Here is a 14,386-nt window from a genome sequence, read left to right as displayed (position 1 = left end):
AATGCTGACTATAGCTTCTCGTATCGATGTGATGAACCGTCTCGGTCGAGCGATGGCCGATCCGACCCGCTCTCGAATCCTGATGACGCTGCTCGGCGGGTCGAGCTACCCGGCCGTGCTCTCGCGATCGTTGGATCTATCCCGGTCGAATGTCTCTAACCACCTGACCTGTCTGCGGGACTGCGGGATTGTCGTGGCAGAGCCGGAGGGCCGGCAGACGCGATACGAAATCGCCGACCCTCACTTGGCGGCCGCTCTCACCGCTCTCGTGGATGTGACGCTATCTGTTGACGAGAACGCCCCGTGCGTCGATGAATCGTGCAGCGTCCCTGGATGCTGCGGAACGGCAGTGAACGCATGAGCACATCCCTGACCGCTGAACGTCGCTCTAGGCTGCACCGTCGCGTCCGTTTCATCGTGGGGTTTACGATCACGTACAACGTGATCGAAGCCATCGTGGCGGTGTGGGCAGGTACTGTCGCATCCTCCGCGGCCCTGATCGGGTTTGGCCTTGATTCCATCGTGGAAGTGCTGTCTGCGGCCGCGATCGCATGGCAGTTCACGCGGAAAGATCCGGAGCGCTGGGAGAAAGTTACGGTGCGGGTGATCGGCCTCGCTTTCTTCGCCCTCGCCGCCTACGTCTCAATCGATGCTGTCCTGAGCCTTATTCGGGTGGAGGGGCCCGCGCACAGCCCATTCGGGCTCGGGATCACGGCACTCAGCCTGGTCATCATGCCGCTGCTTGCCTGGTTCGAGGTGCGCACCGGTCGAGAGCTGGATTCCAAGAGCGTCATGGCTGACGCTAGGCAGCTCATCCTCTGCGTCTACCTCTCAGGGGCAGTCTTCATCGGCCTCGCCCTCAACAGCCTGTTCGGTTGGTGGTGGGCCGACTCCGTTGCCGCCCTCGTCGTGGCGGTACTCGCAATCCGTGAAGGCATCGAGGCGTGGCGCGGCGATGTGGAGTCCCCGTTCGAAGTCCTCGAGGACCTCGACAACGAAGAGGTAGAGGCGACGGTTCGATGACACACAACGGCCCCTTCAACGAAGCTCCGATCGCGTGCACTCTGCCCACCATCGCCGAGGCCAAGGCGCAGGTTGAGAAGTGGCAGGCCTTCGACGCCGACTACGCGCAGTCCTCCGAACGCACCGACACACAACTCACCGTTCACTACGCGAAAGTCGAGGACTCAATCTTGCGCCTGCGAGACCTCGTCGCGGTCGAACGGCGCTGCTGCGCGTTCGTGGATTGGAGCACCGAGGAAAGCGATGAGGAATTGCGCCTAATCGCGCGCGGCACCTCCGACCAACTCGCCGCGCTCAACATCGGCCACGGCTGACGCACCGCCAAACGCTCCTGTATGTGACCCCTCGCCGCGCTTGCGGGTACACGATCTGGGTCGAATCGCGGTCTCTGGTGCATGTCCGCAACCACTGAATATGCCGCCCGCTGATCGTCCCACCAGCGATGTGGCGGGTTCTCTAGCCAATTCCGTCGGCAGCCGACTCTTCTATGACCGCCTTGACTGCTGCGCAGTAGATGCCCTACGTCCTTGGCGGAGAGGAAGCCGGCGGTAGATCTCAGTGGAAGCCACCGCGGCCATCGCGCGTTTCGTGGGTTCTTCAGGTCGTTGTCGTGAGGTGATCGATGTCTGCGGGCGGGGTTTGGCGGCGGTGGAGGAGGAGCGCAGCGATTGTGCCGAGGACGCCGACGCCCGCAAGGGCTTCGGCGGCGGCGGGAAGGCTTGTGGCGCCCAGCCATCCGGCGAGCGGGTAGGTGATGAGGAAGCAGGCGTGGGATAGCGCAAATTGGGCGGTGTAGACGAGGTTCCGGTTCGTTGGCGTGGAGGCTTCCGCGAGCAGCCTTGAGGAGGGCGTGTTGATCAGTGAGGTTCCGGCGCCGAGTATCAGCCAGACGATCAGCAGTGCCCACCACCCGGTACCTGTGTCGACGGCGATGATCGTGACACCGATCGCCGCAACAAGCCCGCTTGCCACCACGGCCGTGCCGGTAAGCATGGTGCGGGTCACTCCGATCCGCTCGACGACCCAGGGTATGTTCAACGCCACTACCAGTGAGCCGACGCCGTAAGCGCCGAGGGCGACGGCGAGGGCTGCGTCGTCGAAACCGAACACGCCCTTGGCGTAGACGACGGAGTTCACCAGAACGAGCGCGGTGCCGGCCGCGACGACGATGTTGGTGAGCATCAGAAACCGCAGGCTGGGCGAGCGGGCGAATACCCGCATCCCGGTCGATAGGCGCTGCCAGAACGAGGATGCCGGCTGATCGTGTGACAGCGCCGGGAGTCTGGTCGTCACTACTAGCGCGGCTGATGCGGCGAAGCCGACGGCAGTGCCCAGGAACAGGTTGTTGTAGCTGATCACGGTCAAGAGGACCGCGGCGAGGAGAGGGCTCAGCAATGCTTCGAGGTCGTACGCGAGGCGGGAGAGGGCCAGCGCTCGAGTGTAGTCGCGTGGTTCGGGGAGCACTGAAGGGATCAGCGACTGAAACGCGGGCGTGAATGTCGCGGATGCGGACTGCAGCACGAACACCAGCACATAGATCTGCCATGTCTCTGTCACGAACGGCAGCATCGCTGCGATCAACAGCCGGATCGCGTCGGCACTGACGAGGACGGCCTTCTTCGGGAGCCGGTCCACGACCGCGCCGATCAGCGGTGCGACGCCCACGTACGCGACCATCTTGATCGTCAACGCGGTCCCCAACACCGATCCCGCTGCCGCGCCGGCCAGATCGAACGCCAGCAAACCAAGTGCGACGGTGAGCAGCCCCGTGCCGACCAGTGCGATCACCTGCGCGGAAAACAGCGACCGGTACGTCCGGTTGCGAAGAACCTGGATCATGAGTGGTGCCGAGGGGTGTCTTCGACAGCATGTTCCGCTTGCAGAATCGCTTCGGTGACCAGGCGCTGCGCGCGCTCGTCCGTGAGCCGGTAGAACATCCGGTTGCCGTCCTGGCGAACCCGCACGATCTTCCCCCACCGCAACTTCGCGAGATGCTGCGACACGGCCGCAGGGCTGCGGTCCACGAGCTCGGCGAGAGCGCTCACCGACAGTTCCCCCTCTTGGAGGGCGAGGACGATGCGAATCCGTGTCGCATCTGCGAGCAACCGGAACACCTCCACCGCCACCTCAACGAACGGGCCATCCGACTGCAACCGATCTATATTAGTATCTGCATGCATGCTTACATACTAAGATAGGTCTTGGTTCGGATGTCCCCGTTCTCTATTGCGGTGGAGCGATGCCGGGTCACCCAGTCGGTTGCCATGGGCACGCCGTTGCGTAAGGTTCCTAGTCGAAGTCGAGTTGGAGGAGGCACCGTGATCGTCGCACCGCTAAGTATCCCGAGCCCGGATCCCTCGTGGGCGAGCTTCCAGATCGGCCCGCTCACCGTGCATGTCTATGCGCTGTGCATCATCGCCGGGATCATCACCGCGGTGCTGATCACCGACCGCCGGCTTCGCGCACGCGGAGTTGCCGCGTGGACCGTCATCGACGTCGCGTTGTGGGCGGTACCGCTGGGGATCGTCGTCGCGCGTTTCTATCACGTGTTCACCCATGTCACGGACTATTTCTATCCCGACGCGAACCTGTGGAACGTGTTCGCGATCTGGGACGGCGGCAACGCGATCTACGGGGCCCTTCTCGGCGGTGCGCTCGGCGTCTATATCGGGTGCCGTCGCGCCGGGCTCCGGTTCTGGGTCTTCGCTGACGCGCTGGCTCCCGCTCTGCTCGTTGCGCAGGCCATCGGCCGGCTCGGGAACTATTTCAACCAGGAACTTTTCGGCCTCCCCACCACGCTGCCCTGGGGATTGGAGATCCTGCCGACTGCACCGATGTTCCCCGACGGTGCACCGGCGGGCACCCTGTTTCATCCACTGTTCTTGTACGAGCTGATCTGGAACCTGCTCGGTGCGGCCCTCATCGTTGCGCTGGAGCGGCGTTTCGTTCGGGGCTGGGGGCGCAGCCTCGCGCTCTACCTGGTCTGGTACGGCCTCGGTCGCAGCGGGCTGGAAGCGATCCGCATCGATCCCACCAGTGATGCGCCCCTCGGCATCCCCGCCAACATCTGGGCATCCTTCGCCGTCGTCCTCGTCGGCATCGGCCTGCTCGTCATCCAGAGCATCCGCCACTCCGATCCGGAACTCTCGCCCTACCGCCCCGGGAGGACTCCCCCTCCTGCTGATTCCGCCGCCGGGGAGGACTCCAGCGGCGACGATCACGCACGCGAGCAGTCGCACGAACACACGGATGGCACGGGTGCGGTGTCGCCTCGCGGAGGGGTGTCCGATCCGGGAGTCCCGGGTCGCGGGCGATCCCCGGTGAGCTGAGGTCCGCACGCATGCCGTTCTGGTTGCAGATTCTTCTCAGTGTCCTCGGTGGTATCGCGCTTTTGTGGGGTGCGTTGATTGTTGCGCTGCTTGTTCACTACCGGCGAGCTGACCGCTCCATCGATTGGCGGGAAATGGCCCGTCTGGCCCCCGACGCCGTCCGGCTCATCAAACGTCTGGCCTTCGACAAGGGTGTGCCGCGCCCTACCCGGTGGTGGCTGGGTGGCCTTCTCGTCTATCTGCTGTTACCGATCGACCTGGTCCCCGACTTCATCCCGGTACTCGGATACCTCGACGACGCGATCCTCGTCGCGATCGGGTTGCGCTTCGCCATCACACACGCCGGCATGGACGCCCTTGAGCGAAACTGGCCAGGAACACCCGACGGGCTTGCCGCGCTCCTCGCGATCGCCAAAACGCGCGAGTAGCGCCAGCGGAGGTCGGCGTCGCTGCCAGCATTGGTCGGCTACCCCACGGGGATACGGCATACAACCCCCTTGCAGTCGCGCTGAGGCGCGCGAACCGTAGTAATCGTCGAACGATCAACGACGGAAGGAAACAGCCATGTCCACCACCGCAGAAATGCTGCGAACGTATCCAAAGGATCTCGGCGGTATCGACCAAGAAGCGCTCTCCACCTGCATTGACGCGTGTGTGGAGTGCGCACAGGCCTGCACCGCATGCGCCGACGCCTGCCTCAGCGAAGACATGGTCGCGGATCTCATCAAATGCATCCGCACGAACCTCGACTGCGCCGACCTGTGCGATGCAACAGCACGCATACTGTCCCGCCATACCGGCTACGACGCCAACCTCACCCGAGCAACGCTCGAGGCCTGCCGCACTGCATGCGCCAGCTGCGCCAGCGAATGCGAGCTACACGAAGACATGCACGAGCACTGCCGCATCTGTGCCGAAGCGTGCCGACGCTGCGAGCGAGCGTGCACCGAACTGCTCCAAGCCCTCTGACCACGGTTCGACACCTCCGGCCCCGGCCGAAACACCGAAACGAAAAGGAGGGCCGACCTTCATGCCGACAGACAAGAAAACCGGCACCGATCAGGGACAGCACAAGCCCCGCAAGCAGATGAACATGTACATCCGATTCGCGGCGATGATACTCACCGCGATGGTGGTGATGTACTGGGTGATGTTCGTTGGCTCCTGGGAATGGGCTCACGTCCGTTTCAGTGAAAGCCGGGTGTTCATGACGCTCACCATGGGTGGCACGATGGTGCTCATCATGCTCGGCTGGATGCTGAGCATGTACAAGAACACCAAAGCCAACATCGCCATCATCACCGCGGGCGTGCTGCTGATCGGAGGCGGCGTCGTCCTCGACCGCAGTCAGATCACTGTTGACGACACGGCCTTCATGCGCGCCATGATTCCCCACCACTCCATGGCGATCACCCGGGCCGAACGCGCTCAAATCCAGGACGTCCGCGTCTGCGAGCTCGCTGTCGAGATCAGCGAAGCGCAACGCCGCGAGATTCTCGAGATGGACTGGCTCATCCAAGACATCGAACGCAATGGCGTCGCGGCAACAGCTGAGCAAGCACAGACCCGACCCGTGCCGGTGTTCGAGGAATCAGCGGAGCGTGCATGCCCCACTGAATAGCGCTCACCATGGGACCACGACGCACCCCGCCTTTGCGCTCCCCTCACCGGACGTCCTTGAAAGATCGGGGTCACGACCAGTTGTCGGGCCTATCTCTTCCGGCCGCGACGGGTAGGGCGCGCTGCGGGCACCGTGTCCGGATCTTCCAGTTCGTGGCGGCTGCGGCGGGTGGGGGTGAAGGTGTGGATGTCGACGAGCGTGGGCGGCTGCACTGACCAAGGTGTGGGAGAGGTGACCCAGTCGATCAGATCGGCGGTGACGTCGGGGTCATTGACCTCGCCCAGCCAGACCGGCTCGGCTCCCCGGGTGCGATCTTCCTGTCCTGGGACGACGACGATGACGTTGGAGTGCTCGCACGCGTCGAGACACTTGCTGACCAACACCTCGGCCGCGCCGCCGACGCGGGTACGGATGGTCGTGAGCTGCGCGGCATGATCGACGGCGGGGTGCTTTCGCCGGCTCCCACAGTCACCGCCGCGACAGACGATGACCAGCGCGTTCTCGGAATCCAACGCGGACGCGGCCGCGGCGGGACGTTTGGGTGTCATGATCGGCCTCCGATAGACAGGGCTGGGCGGCAAGTGGTTCTCATGTCCAGGCGCTCTTACGTAGCAGTCGCAGCCCATTGAGGGCGACGATGACGGTAGATCCTTCGTGTCCGGCCACCGCGAGCGGCAACGGTAATGTGGCGATCAGGTCCCATGTCACCAGCACGGTGATGAAGGTCGCGGCGATGATCAGGTTCGCCACCACATACCGGTGCGCTTTGCGAGACAGGTTGATCACCGCCGGCACCGCCGACAGCTCGTCGCGGATGATCACCGCATCTGCAGTATCCAGGGCCAGGTCGGAGCCGTGCCGACCCATCGCGACGCCGATACTGGCCGCAGCCAGAGCGGGGGCGTCGTTGACCCCGTCGCCGACGACCATCACGGTGGCGCCGTCATCCTCGAGTCGTTTCACCGCGTCAGCCTTGTCAGCGGGGAGCAGCCGGGCGTGGACGACACGAATCCCGGTGCGTGCGGCGATGTCTGTGGCGGTGCGGTCGTTGTCCCCGGTGAGCAGGTGCACCGGCGATGCGGTGAGGGCTTCGGTTCGTGCGACCGAGGAGGCTGCGTCCGGGCGGAGTGCGTCATCGAGGGTGAGCGTTCCGACAGGTTCATTATCGACCAGGACGTCCACGATCGTGCCGACCGTGCCCGATTCGTCAACCGTCTGCACGACGCGGACCAGGCGCCCGTCGACGACCCCTTCGACCCCGTGGCCGGGGATCGCCCGAAAGTTCGTAGCAGGGGTGGTGCCCTCCGGGACGGCGCGGACGATGGCCCGCCCGATCGGGTGCTCGCTGTGCTGCTCTACAGCGGCCGCCCACGCCAGCACCGACTGGCGGGTGTGCCCGGGCCGTGCGGTGACGTCTCTCACTACGGGGGCGCCGTGGGTGAGCGTTCCGGTCTTATCGAACGCGACCAGCGAGGTCCGGCCGAGGCGTTCCATCACGGTCGCGGATTTGACCAGCACCCCGTGCCGTCCCGCGTTCGCGATCGACGCGAGCAACGGCGGCATGGTGGAGAGGACCACCGCACACGGAGATGCCACGATCATGAAGGTGATCGCGCGCAGCAGCGCCTCCCGGAAGTCGGTACCGAACATCAACGGGACGAAGAACACCAGCAGGGTCGCCGCGACCACACCGAGGGAATATCGTTGCTCGACCTTCTCGATGAACATCTGCCGTTGGGACTTCGTCTCCGAGGCCTCGGACACCATCGTCACCACCCGGGCGATGACGGACTCGCTGGCGGGGCGGGTGACCCGGACGGTGAGAGCGCCGGTGCCGTTCACGGTTCCGGAGAGCACGTCCTGCCCTTCGCCGCGTCGGACCGGCATCGACTCCCCGGTCATCGCTGCCTGGTCGACTTCGCTGACCCCGTCGACCACGATCCCGTCCGCGCCGATGCGCTCACCGGGGCGCACCAGGATCAGATCCCCGACCTCCAGAGCGGATGTCGGAACCTCCGCCAGGTCCTCACGGTCCCGGCGGCGGGTGAGGCGTGTGGCGTGTTCTGGTGCGAGCGTCAAGAGGCTGCTCACGGAGTCCGCGGTGCGCTGAGTGACGAGAGCTTCAAGGGCGCCGCTGGTGGCGAAGATGACGATCAGAAGCGCGCCATCGAACACCTGTCCGATCGCGGCGGCGGCGATCGCGGCGACGATCATCAACAGATCCACGTCGAGAACCTTGTTCCGAAGCGCCGTCAGACCCGCCCAGGCCGGCTCCCACCCGCCCGCAACGTACCCGACAAGATACAGCGTCCACCACACCGGCTCCGGGGCACCGGCCACCTGCAGCGGCCACGCGACCAGAAACAGCAACAGAGCAAGAGCCGCCCACCGCACCTCGGGCAAACGTGCCCCGGTGACGAAGATCGATGGTGGCTTCGGCAGTGCCCGGCCCCCAGGGCGCAGCCCCGGTTCGGTGAGGATGCTCATACGTCCGCGCTCTGAAGGCGCGGTTCTGCGGAGGCGGTTTCTACCGTGGCCGCCTCCGGGTGGTGGTGGCGGGGGGTGCCGCCCAGGGAGTGCTCGGCCTGGAAGATCGCATCTCGGACCAGCTGCGACGCGTGCTCATTCTCCAGCCGGTAAAACACCCGGGTCCCGTCCTGCCGGGTCGAGACGATACGCGCCAGCCGGAGCTTGGCAAGATGCTGCGACACCGACGGCGGGGCCTTATCCACCATCTCCGCCAGGTCGTTCACGGACAGCTCCCCGGCCTCACGCAACGCCAGAATCAACCGCACGCGCGTCGCATCGGCAAGCATCCCGAAGATCTCAACCGCCAGCTCGACGAAGTCGCTCTCGGGCATCCGACCACAAACCTTACTATCTGCATTCATGCGTAGATAATAACATCTTCGTTGGATCGACGGGGTACCGTCGAAGGATGACCATCAAGACGTACGTTGCGGTATTGCACGATGGACCGACACCCACCGATGCGGGGCAGCCCGTTCTGTGCCCGTTTCAGCCGGACGGCATGCCCAAGCCCGTTATCGATCACGAGGGCGTGATCTATCGCCTGAGCGACACACAGAATGCACCGGGCACATTCGACTACCTGAAGACACCGGCGCAGCCGCGCTGAAGATCCTCGGCCTTCGCGAGGGTCCGTAGTCAGCTGAGTCCCTCAACCGGCTGTGGCCTTATCGCCAGGCAACGCGAGCGGTTGCACGTGGAGAATCCTGTCCGTGAAGACGATGAACGAGCCTCGAGATCGCATGTGAGACCGTTTGGAGCCGATGAGGCGGGCGATGTCCTCAGTGGTTTTTTCGATCGTGCCGTCGGCGTCACCTTCTCCGCTGCGTCCGATGCGCGCCTGGAACCAGGGAGGGGCTTGGACGAGACCCGTCGGGATCTTGTTGCTCGTGCAGGACGCGAGCGGTGAGGTAGAGCTGGTGTGCGGTGATGACCAGAGCGAGCCAGGCAGCGCCGAGCATCCAGGCACCGAGGACGTCGGTTGCCCAGTGGTGTCCGAGGTAGATCCGATCGATGCCTGTGGTGAAGGCGAAGAGTGCGGCGGTGGCGATCGTGACGGTCTTGGCCCGGAAGGTCGTCTGACGCAGGATGAGCAGGTAGGCGATCACCCCTATGACTGTCACCGCGTTCAATGTGTGCCCGCTCGGGAAGGATGCCGAGTGTTCATACGGGGGCACCGCATCGGCGAGAGGAGGCCGGTCGCGTCCGAACAGTTGTTTTCCTACGACCGTCATGAGGAGCGACCCGCCGCCGCTGGCGACGATCAGGATCACTGGCGTCCAGGATCGGCGATGGATCGAGAGAATCGCCATCGCAGCGATGGCGATGATGGGCATGCCAACGGGACCGGCGATATGGGTGTATCCGGTGAGGATCACGTCGAGAAATGGCGATCGGAGGGAAAGAACGAAGTCGAGCAGGGGGCGGTCGAGACCGGCTACCCCATCTGCGTCGGTGATGTTGTCGTACACCTGGGCGGCAGCGACGCTAAGCACGAGAACGAGAATCAGCCCAAACGCCAGGATTAGGATCAATGCACCGTTCGGTCCGAGTCGTTCGCTGACCGTGCGCACACCATGGGCGAGGCGACGCCACACTGAGTTACTCCGCCGTGGAGAGATCCGGCTATCGTGTGCGATCTCACCGGGATCTCCGTGATCAGGCTTTTCGGCTCGAATCATGCCGGGCTCCAATCGATAAGGGCCTTAATCCTGTGATACGTTCTCACGATCGGCCAAGAGCCTGCGGCGAGGCTCCCGCAGACCAACCTCCGACCTCCGGCCGACAACCTTCCCGGATCGGCAATCGTATACCGGGTACGGCGGCTCTCTGGCAACACTGTCCTGCCGCTCCATCACATGACGACTTCACGGAGGTGCCGCGCGATCGCAGACCAGATGCAGCCGGGCGGCGTCAACGACTCGAGGGTCTGCGCCGGCGCAAATGCCGGGCGCAGACCCTCACGGTCGCAGGCGACGCAATCAGTCCGAGGTCTCCGAGTCTGCGGTGTCTTGTGCGAGAACTGTTCCGTCGCCGGCATCGATCTTGACATCGATGACGGTGCCGTCGGCGGTGGTGACCTCGATGCCGTAGACGACGAACCCGTTCTCGTTCTCGAGCTGTGCGGCGGCGGCCGTCCCGGAGACCGCCTTCAGTGCGACCGCAGTGGCCTCCTCTGGCGTGACTTTCGCGAGGCTTTCCAGGGCGGTCGACTGTGCAGCTTCGGCAGCGGAGTCATCCGCCCCTTCTGCGCCTTCCGTCCCTTCCGCAGCTTCTGCGCCTTCGGCGCCCTTGGCGCCGTCGGCTTCCTCGGTGTCGGCTGTGCCGTCGTTTGGAGCGGGGATGGTTCCGACGTAGCCGGGGTCCTGCTCGCTGTTGGTGGTATTTGCCGGGGCGCTTGCCGCGCCGGTAGTGGCGACGGCCACTCCGGTGCCGCCCAGGGCGAGTGCGGTGACGAGTGCGCCGGTGGCGATCGCCCGCTTGGCTGTTGTCTTCATGCTGTTCTCCTTCGCGGTGTCGTTCACCGCCGCAGTGGCGGTTGCGGACTGCCTTTCGTTGAAGATCGAGTGAGTTCTCGACTGTGAATACAGGCTAAGAAGAAGGCGATGAGATGAACGTGAGAGCGCCAGAATTGCCTCCGGACCGTCGCCCGTTGGCTCTGTCGGTGGACCATCCGTTCGCGGTCAGCGCGTGGCGGTCGGTATTTTGAAGGTGACCGTGCTCCCGCGCCCGGGCCAGGATTCGAGAGCGATGGAGCCGTCATGGGCCTGCATGATCTGCTTTGTCAACGCCAACCCCAATCCGTGCCCCGGGGTGGTTCGTGATGTTTCGGCACGCCAGAACCGGTCGAAAGCATGGACGAGTTCTGCGGGAGTCATTCCGATACCGTCGTCGTCAATCCGGATCACGGCTGCACCCCCGTCGCCGCGGGTGGTACTGAGGGTGACAGCGCCGCCCGGGCCGCTGAACTTCACTGCGTTGTCGAGGACGTTCCCGATCGCGCGCGAGAGGAGTTCGGCTGATCCACGCACCGGTAGCGGGGGCCCAGTGTCGACGGCGATGTGAACATCGTCGCGGCGGCCCGCAGCAGCGACGACCAGCTCCGGAAGGATCTCATTCAGATCGATCAGGGTGAAGCTGTCGGAGAGTTCCGCCTTGCTCGTGCGGGACAGTTTCAGCAGGTCCTCGGTAAGCCGGATGAGCCCACCCGTGGCCGTAAGTGCGACAGTGATCGCTTCCTGATACTCGGCGGGTGAACGGGAGCGACTCAGAGCCAGTTCGAGTTCCCCCTGGATGACGCTGAGCGGGGTGCGCATCTCGTGGGAAGCACCATCGACGAACTGCTGTTGTCGTTCGAAGCTGACCCGGATCGGTTTCAGCGCCGAACGTGCCATCAGCCAGCTGAACAGCGGGATGACGACGAGGAGGCAGGCATAGAACACGATCAGCGCAGTGCGCAGCAACGCGAATCCTTGCTCCGCGGCATTAACTGCGCCTTCGCCATCGCTCTCGGCGGCGTCGAAATCGAACGTTCCGGTGACGAACGTGTACACGCCGATCGCGAAGATCGCGAAGATCGCCAGCTGGATGACCGTGTACGCGACGGTGAGGCGGATCGTCGCACGGCGGAAGATCATTCGTCTGCCGCGATCAGATAACCGGCGCCCCGGCGAGTCTGGATGATGTCGGATTCACCGGGCGTGGACAGCTTTTGGCGAAGGTAGCGGATGTACGTTTGCACGACGTTGCTGAACCCCTCGTAGTTGCTGTCCCAGGCATGGTCGATCAGTTCGGTGGAACTGATGATCGTACCTGCGTTGCGCATCAGGTACTCCAGGACCGCATACTCCTTGGGGGTGAGGTCGATGGTACGCCCATCGCGGATCGCCGTCTGTGTGGAGGGAATCAGGGTGACGCCCTGGGCGGTGAGCACCGGCGGCTGTGCGCGCGGCGCGCGGCGCAGCAGCGCCCGGGTACGGGCCAACAACTCGACCAGGTGGAACGGTTTGACGATGTAATCATCGGCGCCCGCGTCCAGCCCCGCGACCTTGGAGCGCATCGAGTCCAGCGCGGTCAGCATCAGCACCGGCGTGTCGTGGTTGATCTCGCGGATGCGCCGACAGACGCCCATGCCGCCGTCCGGCAGTCCGGGGAGCATCAGATCCAGGACGACCAGGTCGTACGTGTCGATCTCGAATGCTTCGATCCCGCCCGGAGCGGTTCCGGCGATGGTGACGGCATACCCGGTCTCAGCGAGGGCGCGGCGGATGACGTCGCCGAGCGCGACGTCATCCTCGACGACGAGAATCCTCACCGGGCACCCGCCTGCCGCAGGCCGGGGCGTCGGTCAGTCGGGCTGTTCACCGGTACCGGCCCCTTTCGATGCGTTCGCGGTAGCGACCTGAACGCCGTCGGCGCTGGCCTGGATGACGAAATCGACCTGGTTGGTGGACGTGCGGTACAGGCTGAAGGTGTTCTCGGGGAAGTGCCCGGGCTCGGTGCCGTTGTCGAAGTACACGGTCGTCTCGTCCTGGGCAGGAATTGTCACGTCATCAAGTGCCATGTAGTACCCCTCAGACTGTTGGGTGGTGACATCGGTCATCTGATAGTAGATCTCGACGTTGGTCAAGGGTGTGCTGGTGCTGTTGGTCAACGTGATCTGCAGCCGGTCATCCATCGCCTTCCCGGTGGCCGGGTCGACGAGGTCCTCCACGGCCGCCGAGGCGATACTCAGACCTGGTGCCGTGCTGGTGTTGCTGATCGGGTTGGACGCGACCGGCAGCACGGAGTTGGAGCCCGGTGTCGCGCTGGCAGAGGCACCGGGGGTCGCCAGGGCGGTGCCGGTGGCAGCTTGGCAGCCGGTGAGGACGCCGGCGGTCAGGACCATTGCGGCGACGAAAGGGATCAGGTTTTTGGTGTTCATGATTGTTTCCTTTGCAGAGCGCGCCGGGTGGTGACGGCGCTGGCGATAGTGATGGAGGCGACGGTCGCGGCGGTGAGCGTGAGGATGTAGGGCAGCATCGCCATCCACACCACGGGCAGTGGTTGTTGGTTGTACTGGCCCTTGATCCCCAGAAACGCGAACGCGATCCGTTCGAAGTGCTTGGTAACCGAGGACACTTCCAGTCCGTTGCGGATGCTGTCGAAGCGTGCGAACTGGGCGAGCACGGCCAGCTCATCCGGTTTCTGAATCTGCAACGCGGCGAACAGCCCGCCCGGGACCTGATTGTCCGGGTCCATCGTGTCGCCGATCTGGGGTATGAGCAGCACGAAGGTCAGCCAGACCAGCAGGCTGATGATCAGTCCGGCGCTGAGCTGCCTAGTGAGCACAGTGACAGCGATCGCGATGGCCGACCAGAACACCAGGTACAACCAGGCGAAGCCGCAACTGACTGCGAGCCGGGCCAGGTCGGTTCCGGTCAGGGTTCCCCCGCCGATGGTGGTGACCGCGATGGCGGAGACGATCGCTAGGCCCAGCACGACCAGTCCCCATATCGTCGCAAGGGCTGCGATCTTGCCGCCGGCCAGCGCGAAGCGCTGCACGGGGCGGCTGAGCAGCAGCGGCAACGTCCCGCGATGCTTCTCTTTCGCAATGGTGGCGTAACCCAACACGATCGCGAACAGCGCCCCGAGGATCTCGAGGTACTCCATCCCACCTCGCAGTAGTTGCAGGGGGAACAGCTGCGGGGCGGCGGGCGTCACACCGGAGCCGCTGGCAGTGACGTCTGCGACGTACAGGGTGTAGGCGTCCAGCTGCGCCCGGAAGTCGGCGGCGCCCACCGCGACCGAGATCACGGTGACGACGGCGAGGAAGCCGATCAGGATGAGGAAAAGGCGGTCGCGGCGCAGTTCCAGGATCTCTTTGCGGGCCACCGTGGCGATG

18 protein-coding genes and 1 pseudogene are annotated in these 14,386 nt (G+C 64.5%); 8 read left to right on the top strand and 11 right to left on the bottom strand.

The window, feature by feature from the left end:
- The first annotated feature begins 1 nt into the window (after nt 1).
- Genes cmtR through FB562_RS06810 form a run of 3 tightly spaced genes read left to right on the top strand, consistent with a single transcriptional unit; the run spans nt 2 to nt 1,337 of the window.
- Nucleotides 2-361, top strand: coding sequence for a Cd(II)/Pb(II)-sensing metalloregulatory transcriptional regulator CmtR (gene cmtR, locus FB562_RS06820; RefSeq protein ID WP_081766446.1), 360 nt, complete (start codon nt 2-4; stop codon nt 359-361).
- Entirely contained in the window at nt 358-1,023 is a 666-nt protein-coding gene (locus FB562_RS06815) for a cation efflux transmembrane domain-containing protein (protein ID WP_036301243.1), read from the top strand. The genes cmtR and FB562_RS06815 overlap by 4 nt, the downstream gene beginning before the upstream one ends.
- Nucleotides 1,020-1,337 (top strand): hypothetical protein, encoded by a 318-nt coding sequence (locus FB562_RS06810; protein ID WP_036301234.1) that lies wholly within the window; start codon nt 1,020-1,022, stop codon nt 1,335-1,337. Before FB562_RS06815 ends, FB562_RS06810 begins: the two co-directional genes overlap by 4 nt.
- 283 nt (nt 1,338-1,620) lie before the next feature.
- On the opposite strand, the gene FB562_RS06805 is transcribed toward FB562_RS06810, so the two are convergent.
- Together FB562_RS06805 and FB562_RS06800 are read right to left on the bottom strand one after the other, a co-directional pair.
- Entirely contained in the window at nt 1,621-2,862 is a 1,242-nt protein-coding gene (locus tag FB562_RS06805; RefSeq protein ID WP_051514050.1) for an MFS transporter, read from the bottom strand.
- Entirely contained in the window at nt 2,859-3,203 is a 345-nt protein-coding gene (locus tag FB562_RS06800; RefSeq protein ID WP_141880427.1) for an ArsR/SmtB family transcription factor, read from the bottom strand. Before FB562_RS06800 ends, FB562_RS06805 begins: the two co-directional genes overlap by 4 nt.
- 138 nt (nt 3,204-3,341) lie before the next feature.
- Here FB562_RS06800 and lgt point away from each other — a divergent pair, with 138 nt between their 5' ends.
- The 4 genes and pseudogenes from lgt to FB562_RS06780 all read left to right on the top strand — a co-directional run bounded on the left by lgt (nt 3,342) and on the right by FB562_RS06780 (nt 5,973).
- Entirely contained in the window at nt 3,342-4,352 is a 1,011-nt protein-coding gene (gene lgt / locus FB562_RS06795) for a prolipoprotein diacylglyceryl transferase (RefSeq protein WP_246081369.1), read from the top strand.
- Between the two features lie 11 nt (nt 4,353-4,363).
- Nucleotides 4,364-4,687 (top strand): annotated as a pseudogene (locus FB562_RS13945) (YkvA family protein); the annotation flags it as partial.
- Between the two features lie 229 nt (nt 4,688-4,916).
- Nucleotides 4,917-5,321, top strand: a complete 405-nt coding sequence (locus tag FB562_RS06785) for a four-helix bundle copper-binding protein (RefSeq protein ID WP_141880425.1) — start codon at nt 4,917-4,919, stop codon at nt 5,319-5,321.
- A gap of 61 nt (nt 5,322-5,382) precedes the next feature.
- Nucleotides 5,383-5,973: a DUF305 domain-containing protein gene (locus FB562_RS06780; protein WP_221625365.1), complete on the top strand. Its 591-nt coding sequence runs from the start codon at nt 5,383-5,385 to the stop codon at nt 5,971-5,973.
- An 89-nt stretch (nt 5,974-6,062) separates the two neighbouring features.
- On the opposite strand, the gene FB562_RS06775 is transcribed toward FB562_RS06780, so the two are convergent.
- Genes FB562_RS06775 through FB562_RS06765 form a run of 3 tightly spaced genes read right to left on the bottom strand, consistent with a single transcriptional unit; the run spans nt 6,063 to nt 8,864 of the window.
- The gene (locus FB562_RS06775) at nt 6,063-6,521 is read right to left on the bottom strand and encodes a hypothetical protein (RefSeq protein WP_051513709.1); all 459 of its coding nucleotides are present in this window, start codon (nt 6,519-6,521) and stop codon (nt 6,063-6,065) included.
- Nucleotides 6,522-6,561: 40 nt separating this feature from the next.
- Nucleotides 6,562-8,460, bottom strand: a complete 1,899-nt coding sequence (locus FB562_RS06770) for a heavy metal translocating P-type ATPase (RefSeq protein ID WP_051513710.1) — start codon at nt 8,458-8,460, stop codon at nt 6,562-6,564.
- A complete protein-coding gene (locus FB562_RS06765; protein ID WP_051513712.1) occupies nt 8,457-8,864 on the bottom strand; it encodes an ArsR/SmtB family transcription factor in 408 nt (135 codons plus the stop codon). Before FB562_RS06765 ends, FB562_RS06770 begins: the two co-directional genes overlap by 4 nt.
- 47 nt (nt 8,865-8,911) lie before the next feature.
- On the opposite strand from FB562_RS06765, the gene FB562_RS06760 reads away from it, so the two are divergent.
- Complete coding sequence (locus tag FB562_RS06760; protein WP_036299925.1) at nt 8,912-9,112, top strand: hypothetical protein; 201 nt, start codon at nt 8,912-8,914, stop codon at nt 9,110-9,112.
- Between the two features lie 202 nt (nt 9,113-9,314).
- Here FB562_RS06760 and FB562_RS06755 read toward each other — a convergent pair whose 3' ends face one another.
- The 6 genes from FB562_RS06755 to FB562_RS06730 form a co-directional block, all read right to left on the bottom strand.
- Complete coding sequence (locus FB562_RS06755; RefSeq protein ID WP_246081368.1) at nt 9,315-10,076, bottom strand: phosphatase PAP2 family protein; 762 nt, start codon at nt 10,074-10,076, stop codon at nt 9,315-9,317.
- A 408-nt stretch (nt 10,077-10,484) separates the two neighbouring features.
- Nucleotides 10,485-11,000: a PepSY domain-containing protein gene (locus tag FB562_RS06750; protein ID WP_141880424.1), complete on the bottom strand. Its 516-nt coding sequence runs from the start codon at nt 10,998-11,000 to the stop codon at nt 10,485-10,487.
- A gap of 186 nt (nt 11,001-11,186) precedes the next feature.
- Entirely contained in the window at nt 11,187-12,140 is a 954-nt protein-coding gene (locus FB562_RS06745; RefSeq protein WP_036294215.1) for a sensor histidine kinase, read from the bottom strand.
- On the bottom strand, nt 12,137-12,817 hold the full coding sequence (locus FB562_RS06740) for a response regulator transcription factor (protein ID WP_036294218.1): 681 nt from the start codon (nt 12,815-12,817) through the stop codon (nt 12,137-12,139). The genes FB562_RS06745 and FB562_RS06740 overlap by 4 nt, the downstream gene beginning before the upstream one ends.
- A gap of 33 nt (nt 12,818-12,850) precedes the next feature.
- On the bottom strand, nt 12,851-13,426 hold the full coding sequence (locus FB562_RS06735; RefSeq protein WP_141880423.1) for a hypothetical protein: 576 nt from the start codon (nt 13,424-13,426) through the stop codon (nt 12,851-12,853).
- Nucleotides 13,423-14,376, bottom strand: coding sequence for an ABC transporter permease (locus FB562_RS06730; protein ID WP_246081367.1), 954 nt, complete (start codon nt 14,374-14,376; stop codon nt 13,423-13,425). The genes FB562_RS06735 and FB562_RS06730 overlap by 4 nt, the downstream gene beginning before the upstream one ends.
- Between the last annotated feature and the right edge of the window lie 10 nt (nt 14,377-14,386).

The sequence above is a fragment of the Homoserinimonas aerilata genome (genome assembly GCF_006716125.1).
Classification (GTDB): Bacteria; Actinomycetota; Actinomycetes; order Actinomycetales; family Microbacteriaceae; genus Homoserinimonas; species Homoserinimonas aerilata.
The sequence above is the reverse complement of the archived record's forward strand: the minus strand, read 5'-3'. Positions and strand labels throughout refer to the sequence as shown.

Bases quoted from the DNA above. Each gene is read 5' to 3' on its own strand.
- FB562_RS06800 (WP_141880427.1), bottom strand. From the start codon at position 3,203: ATGCATGCAGATACTAATATAGATCGGTTGCAGTCGGATGGCCCGTTC.
- FB562_RS06765 (WP_051513712.1), bottom strand. From the start codon at position 8,864: ATGAATGCAGATAGTAAGGTTTGTGGTCGGATGCCCGAGAGCGACTTC.
- FB562_RS06770 (WP_051513710.1), bottom strand. From the start codon at position 8,460: ATGAGCATCCTCACCGAACCGGGGCTGCGCCCTGGGGGCCGGGCACTG.
- FB562_RS06810 (WP_036301234.1), top strand. From the start codon at position 1,020: ATGACACACAACGGCCCCTTCAACGAAGCTCCGATCGCGTGCACTCTG.
- FB562_RS06785 (WP_141880425.1), top strand. From the start codon at position 4,917: ATGTCCACCACCGCAGAAATGCTGCGAACGTATCCAAAGGATCTCGGC.
- FB562_RS06750 (WP_141880424.1), bottom strand. From the start codon at position 11,000: ATGAAGACAACAGCCAAGCGGGCGATCGCCACCGGCGCACTCGTCACC.
- FB562_RS06780 (WP_221625365.1), top strand. From the start codon at position 5,383: ATGCCGACAGACAAGAAAACCGGCACCGATCAGGGACAGCACAAGCCC.
- FB562_RS06735 (WP_141880423.1), bottom strand. From the start codon at position 13,426: ATGAACACCAAAAACCTGATCCCTTTCGTCGCCGCAATGGTCCTGACC.
- FB562_RS06805 (WP_051514050.1), bottom strand. From the start codon at position 2,862: ATGATCCAGGTTCTTCGCAACCGGACGTACCGGTCGCTGTTTTCCGCG.
- FB562_RS06760 (WP_036299925.1), top strand. From the start codon at position 8,912: ATGACCATCAAGACGTACGTTGCGGTATTGCACGATGGACCGACACCC.
- FB562_RS06745 (WP_036294215.1), bottom strand. From the start codon at position 12,140: ATGATCTTCCGCCGTGCGACGATCCGCCTCACCGTCGCGTACACGGTC.
- FB562_RS06815 (WP_036301243.1), top strand. From the start codon at position 358: ATGAGCACATCCCTGACCGCTGAACGTCGCTCTAGGCTGCACCGTCGC.
- cmtR (WP_081766446.1), top strand. From the start codon at position 2: ATGCTGACTATAGCTTCTCGTATCGATGTGATGAACCGTCTCGGTCGA.
- FB562_RS06775 (WP_051513709.1), bottom strand. From the start codon at position 6,521: ATGACACCCAAACGTCCCGCCGCGGCCGCGTCCGCGTTGGATTCCGAG.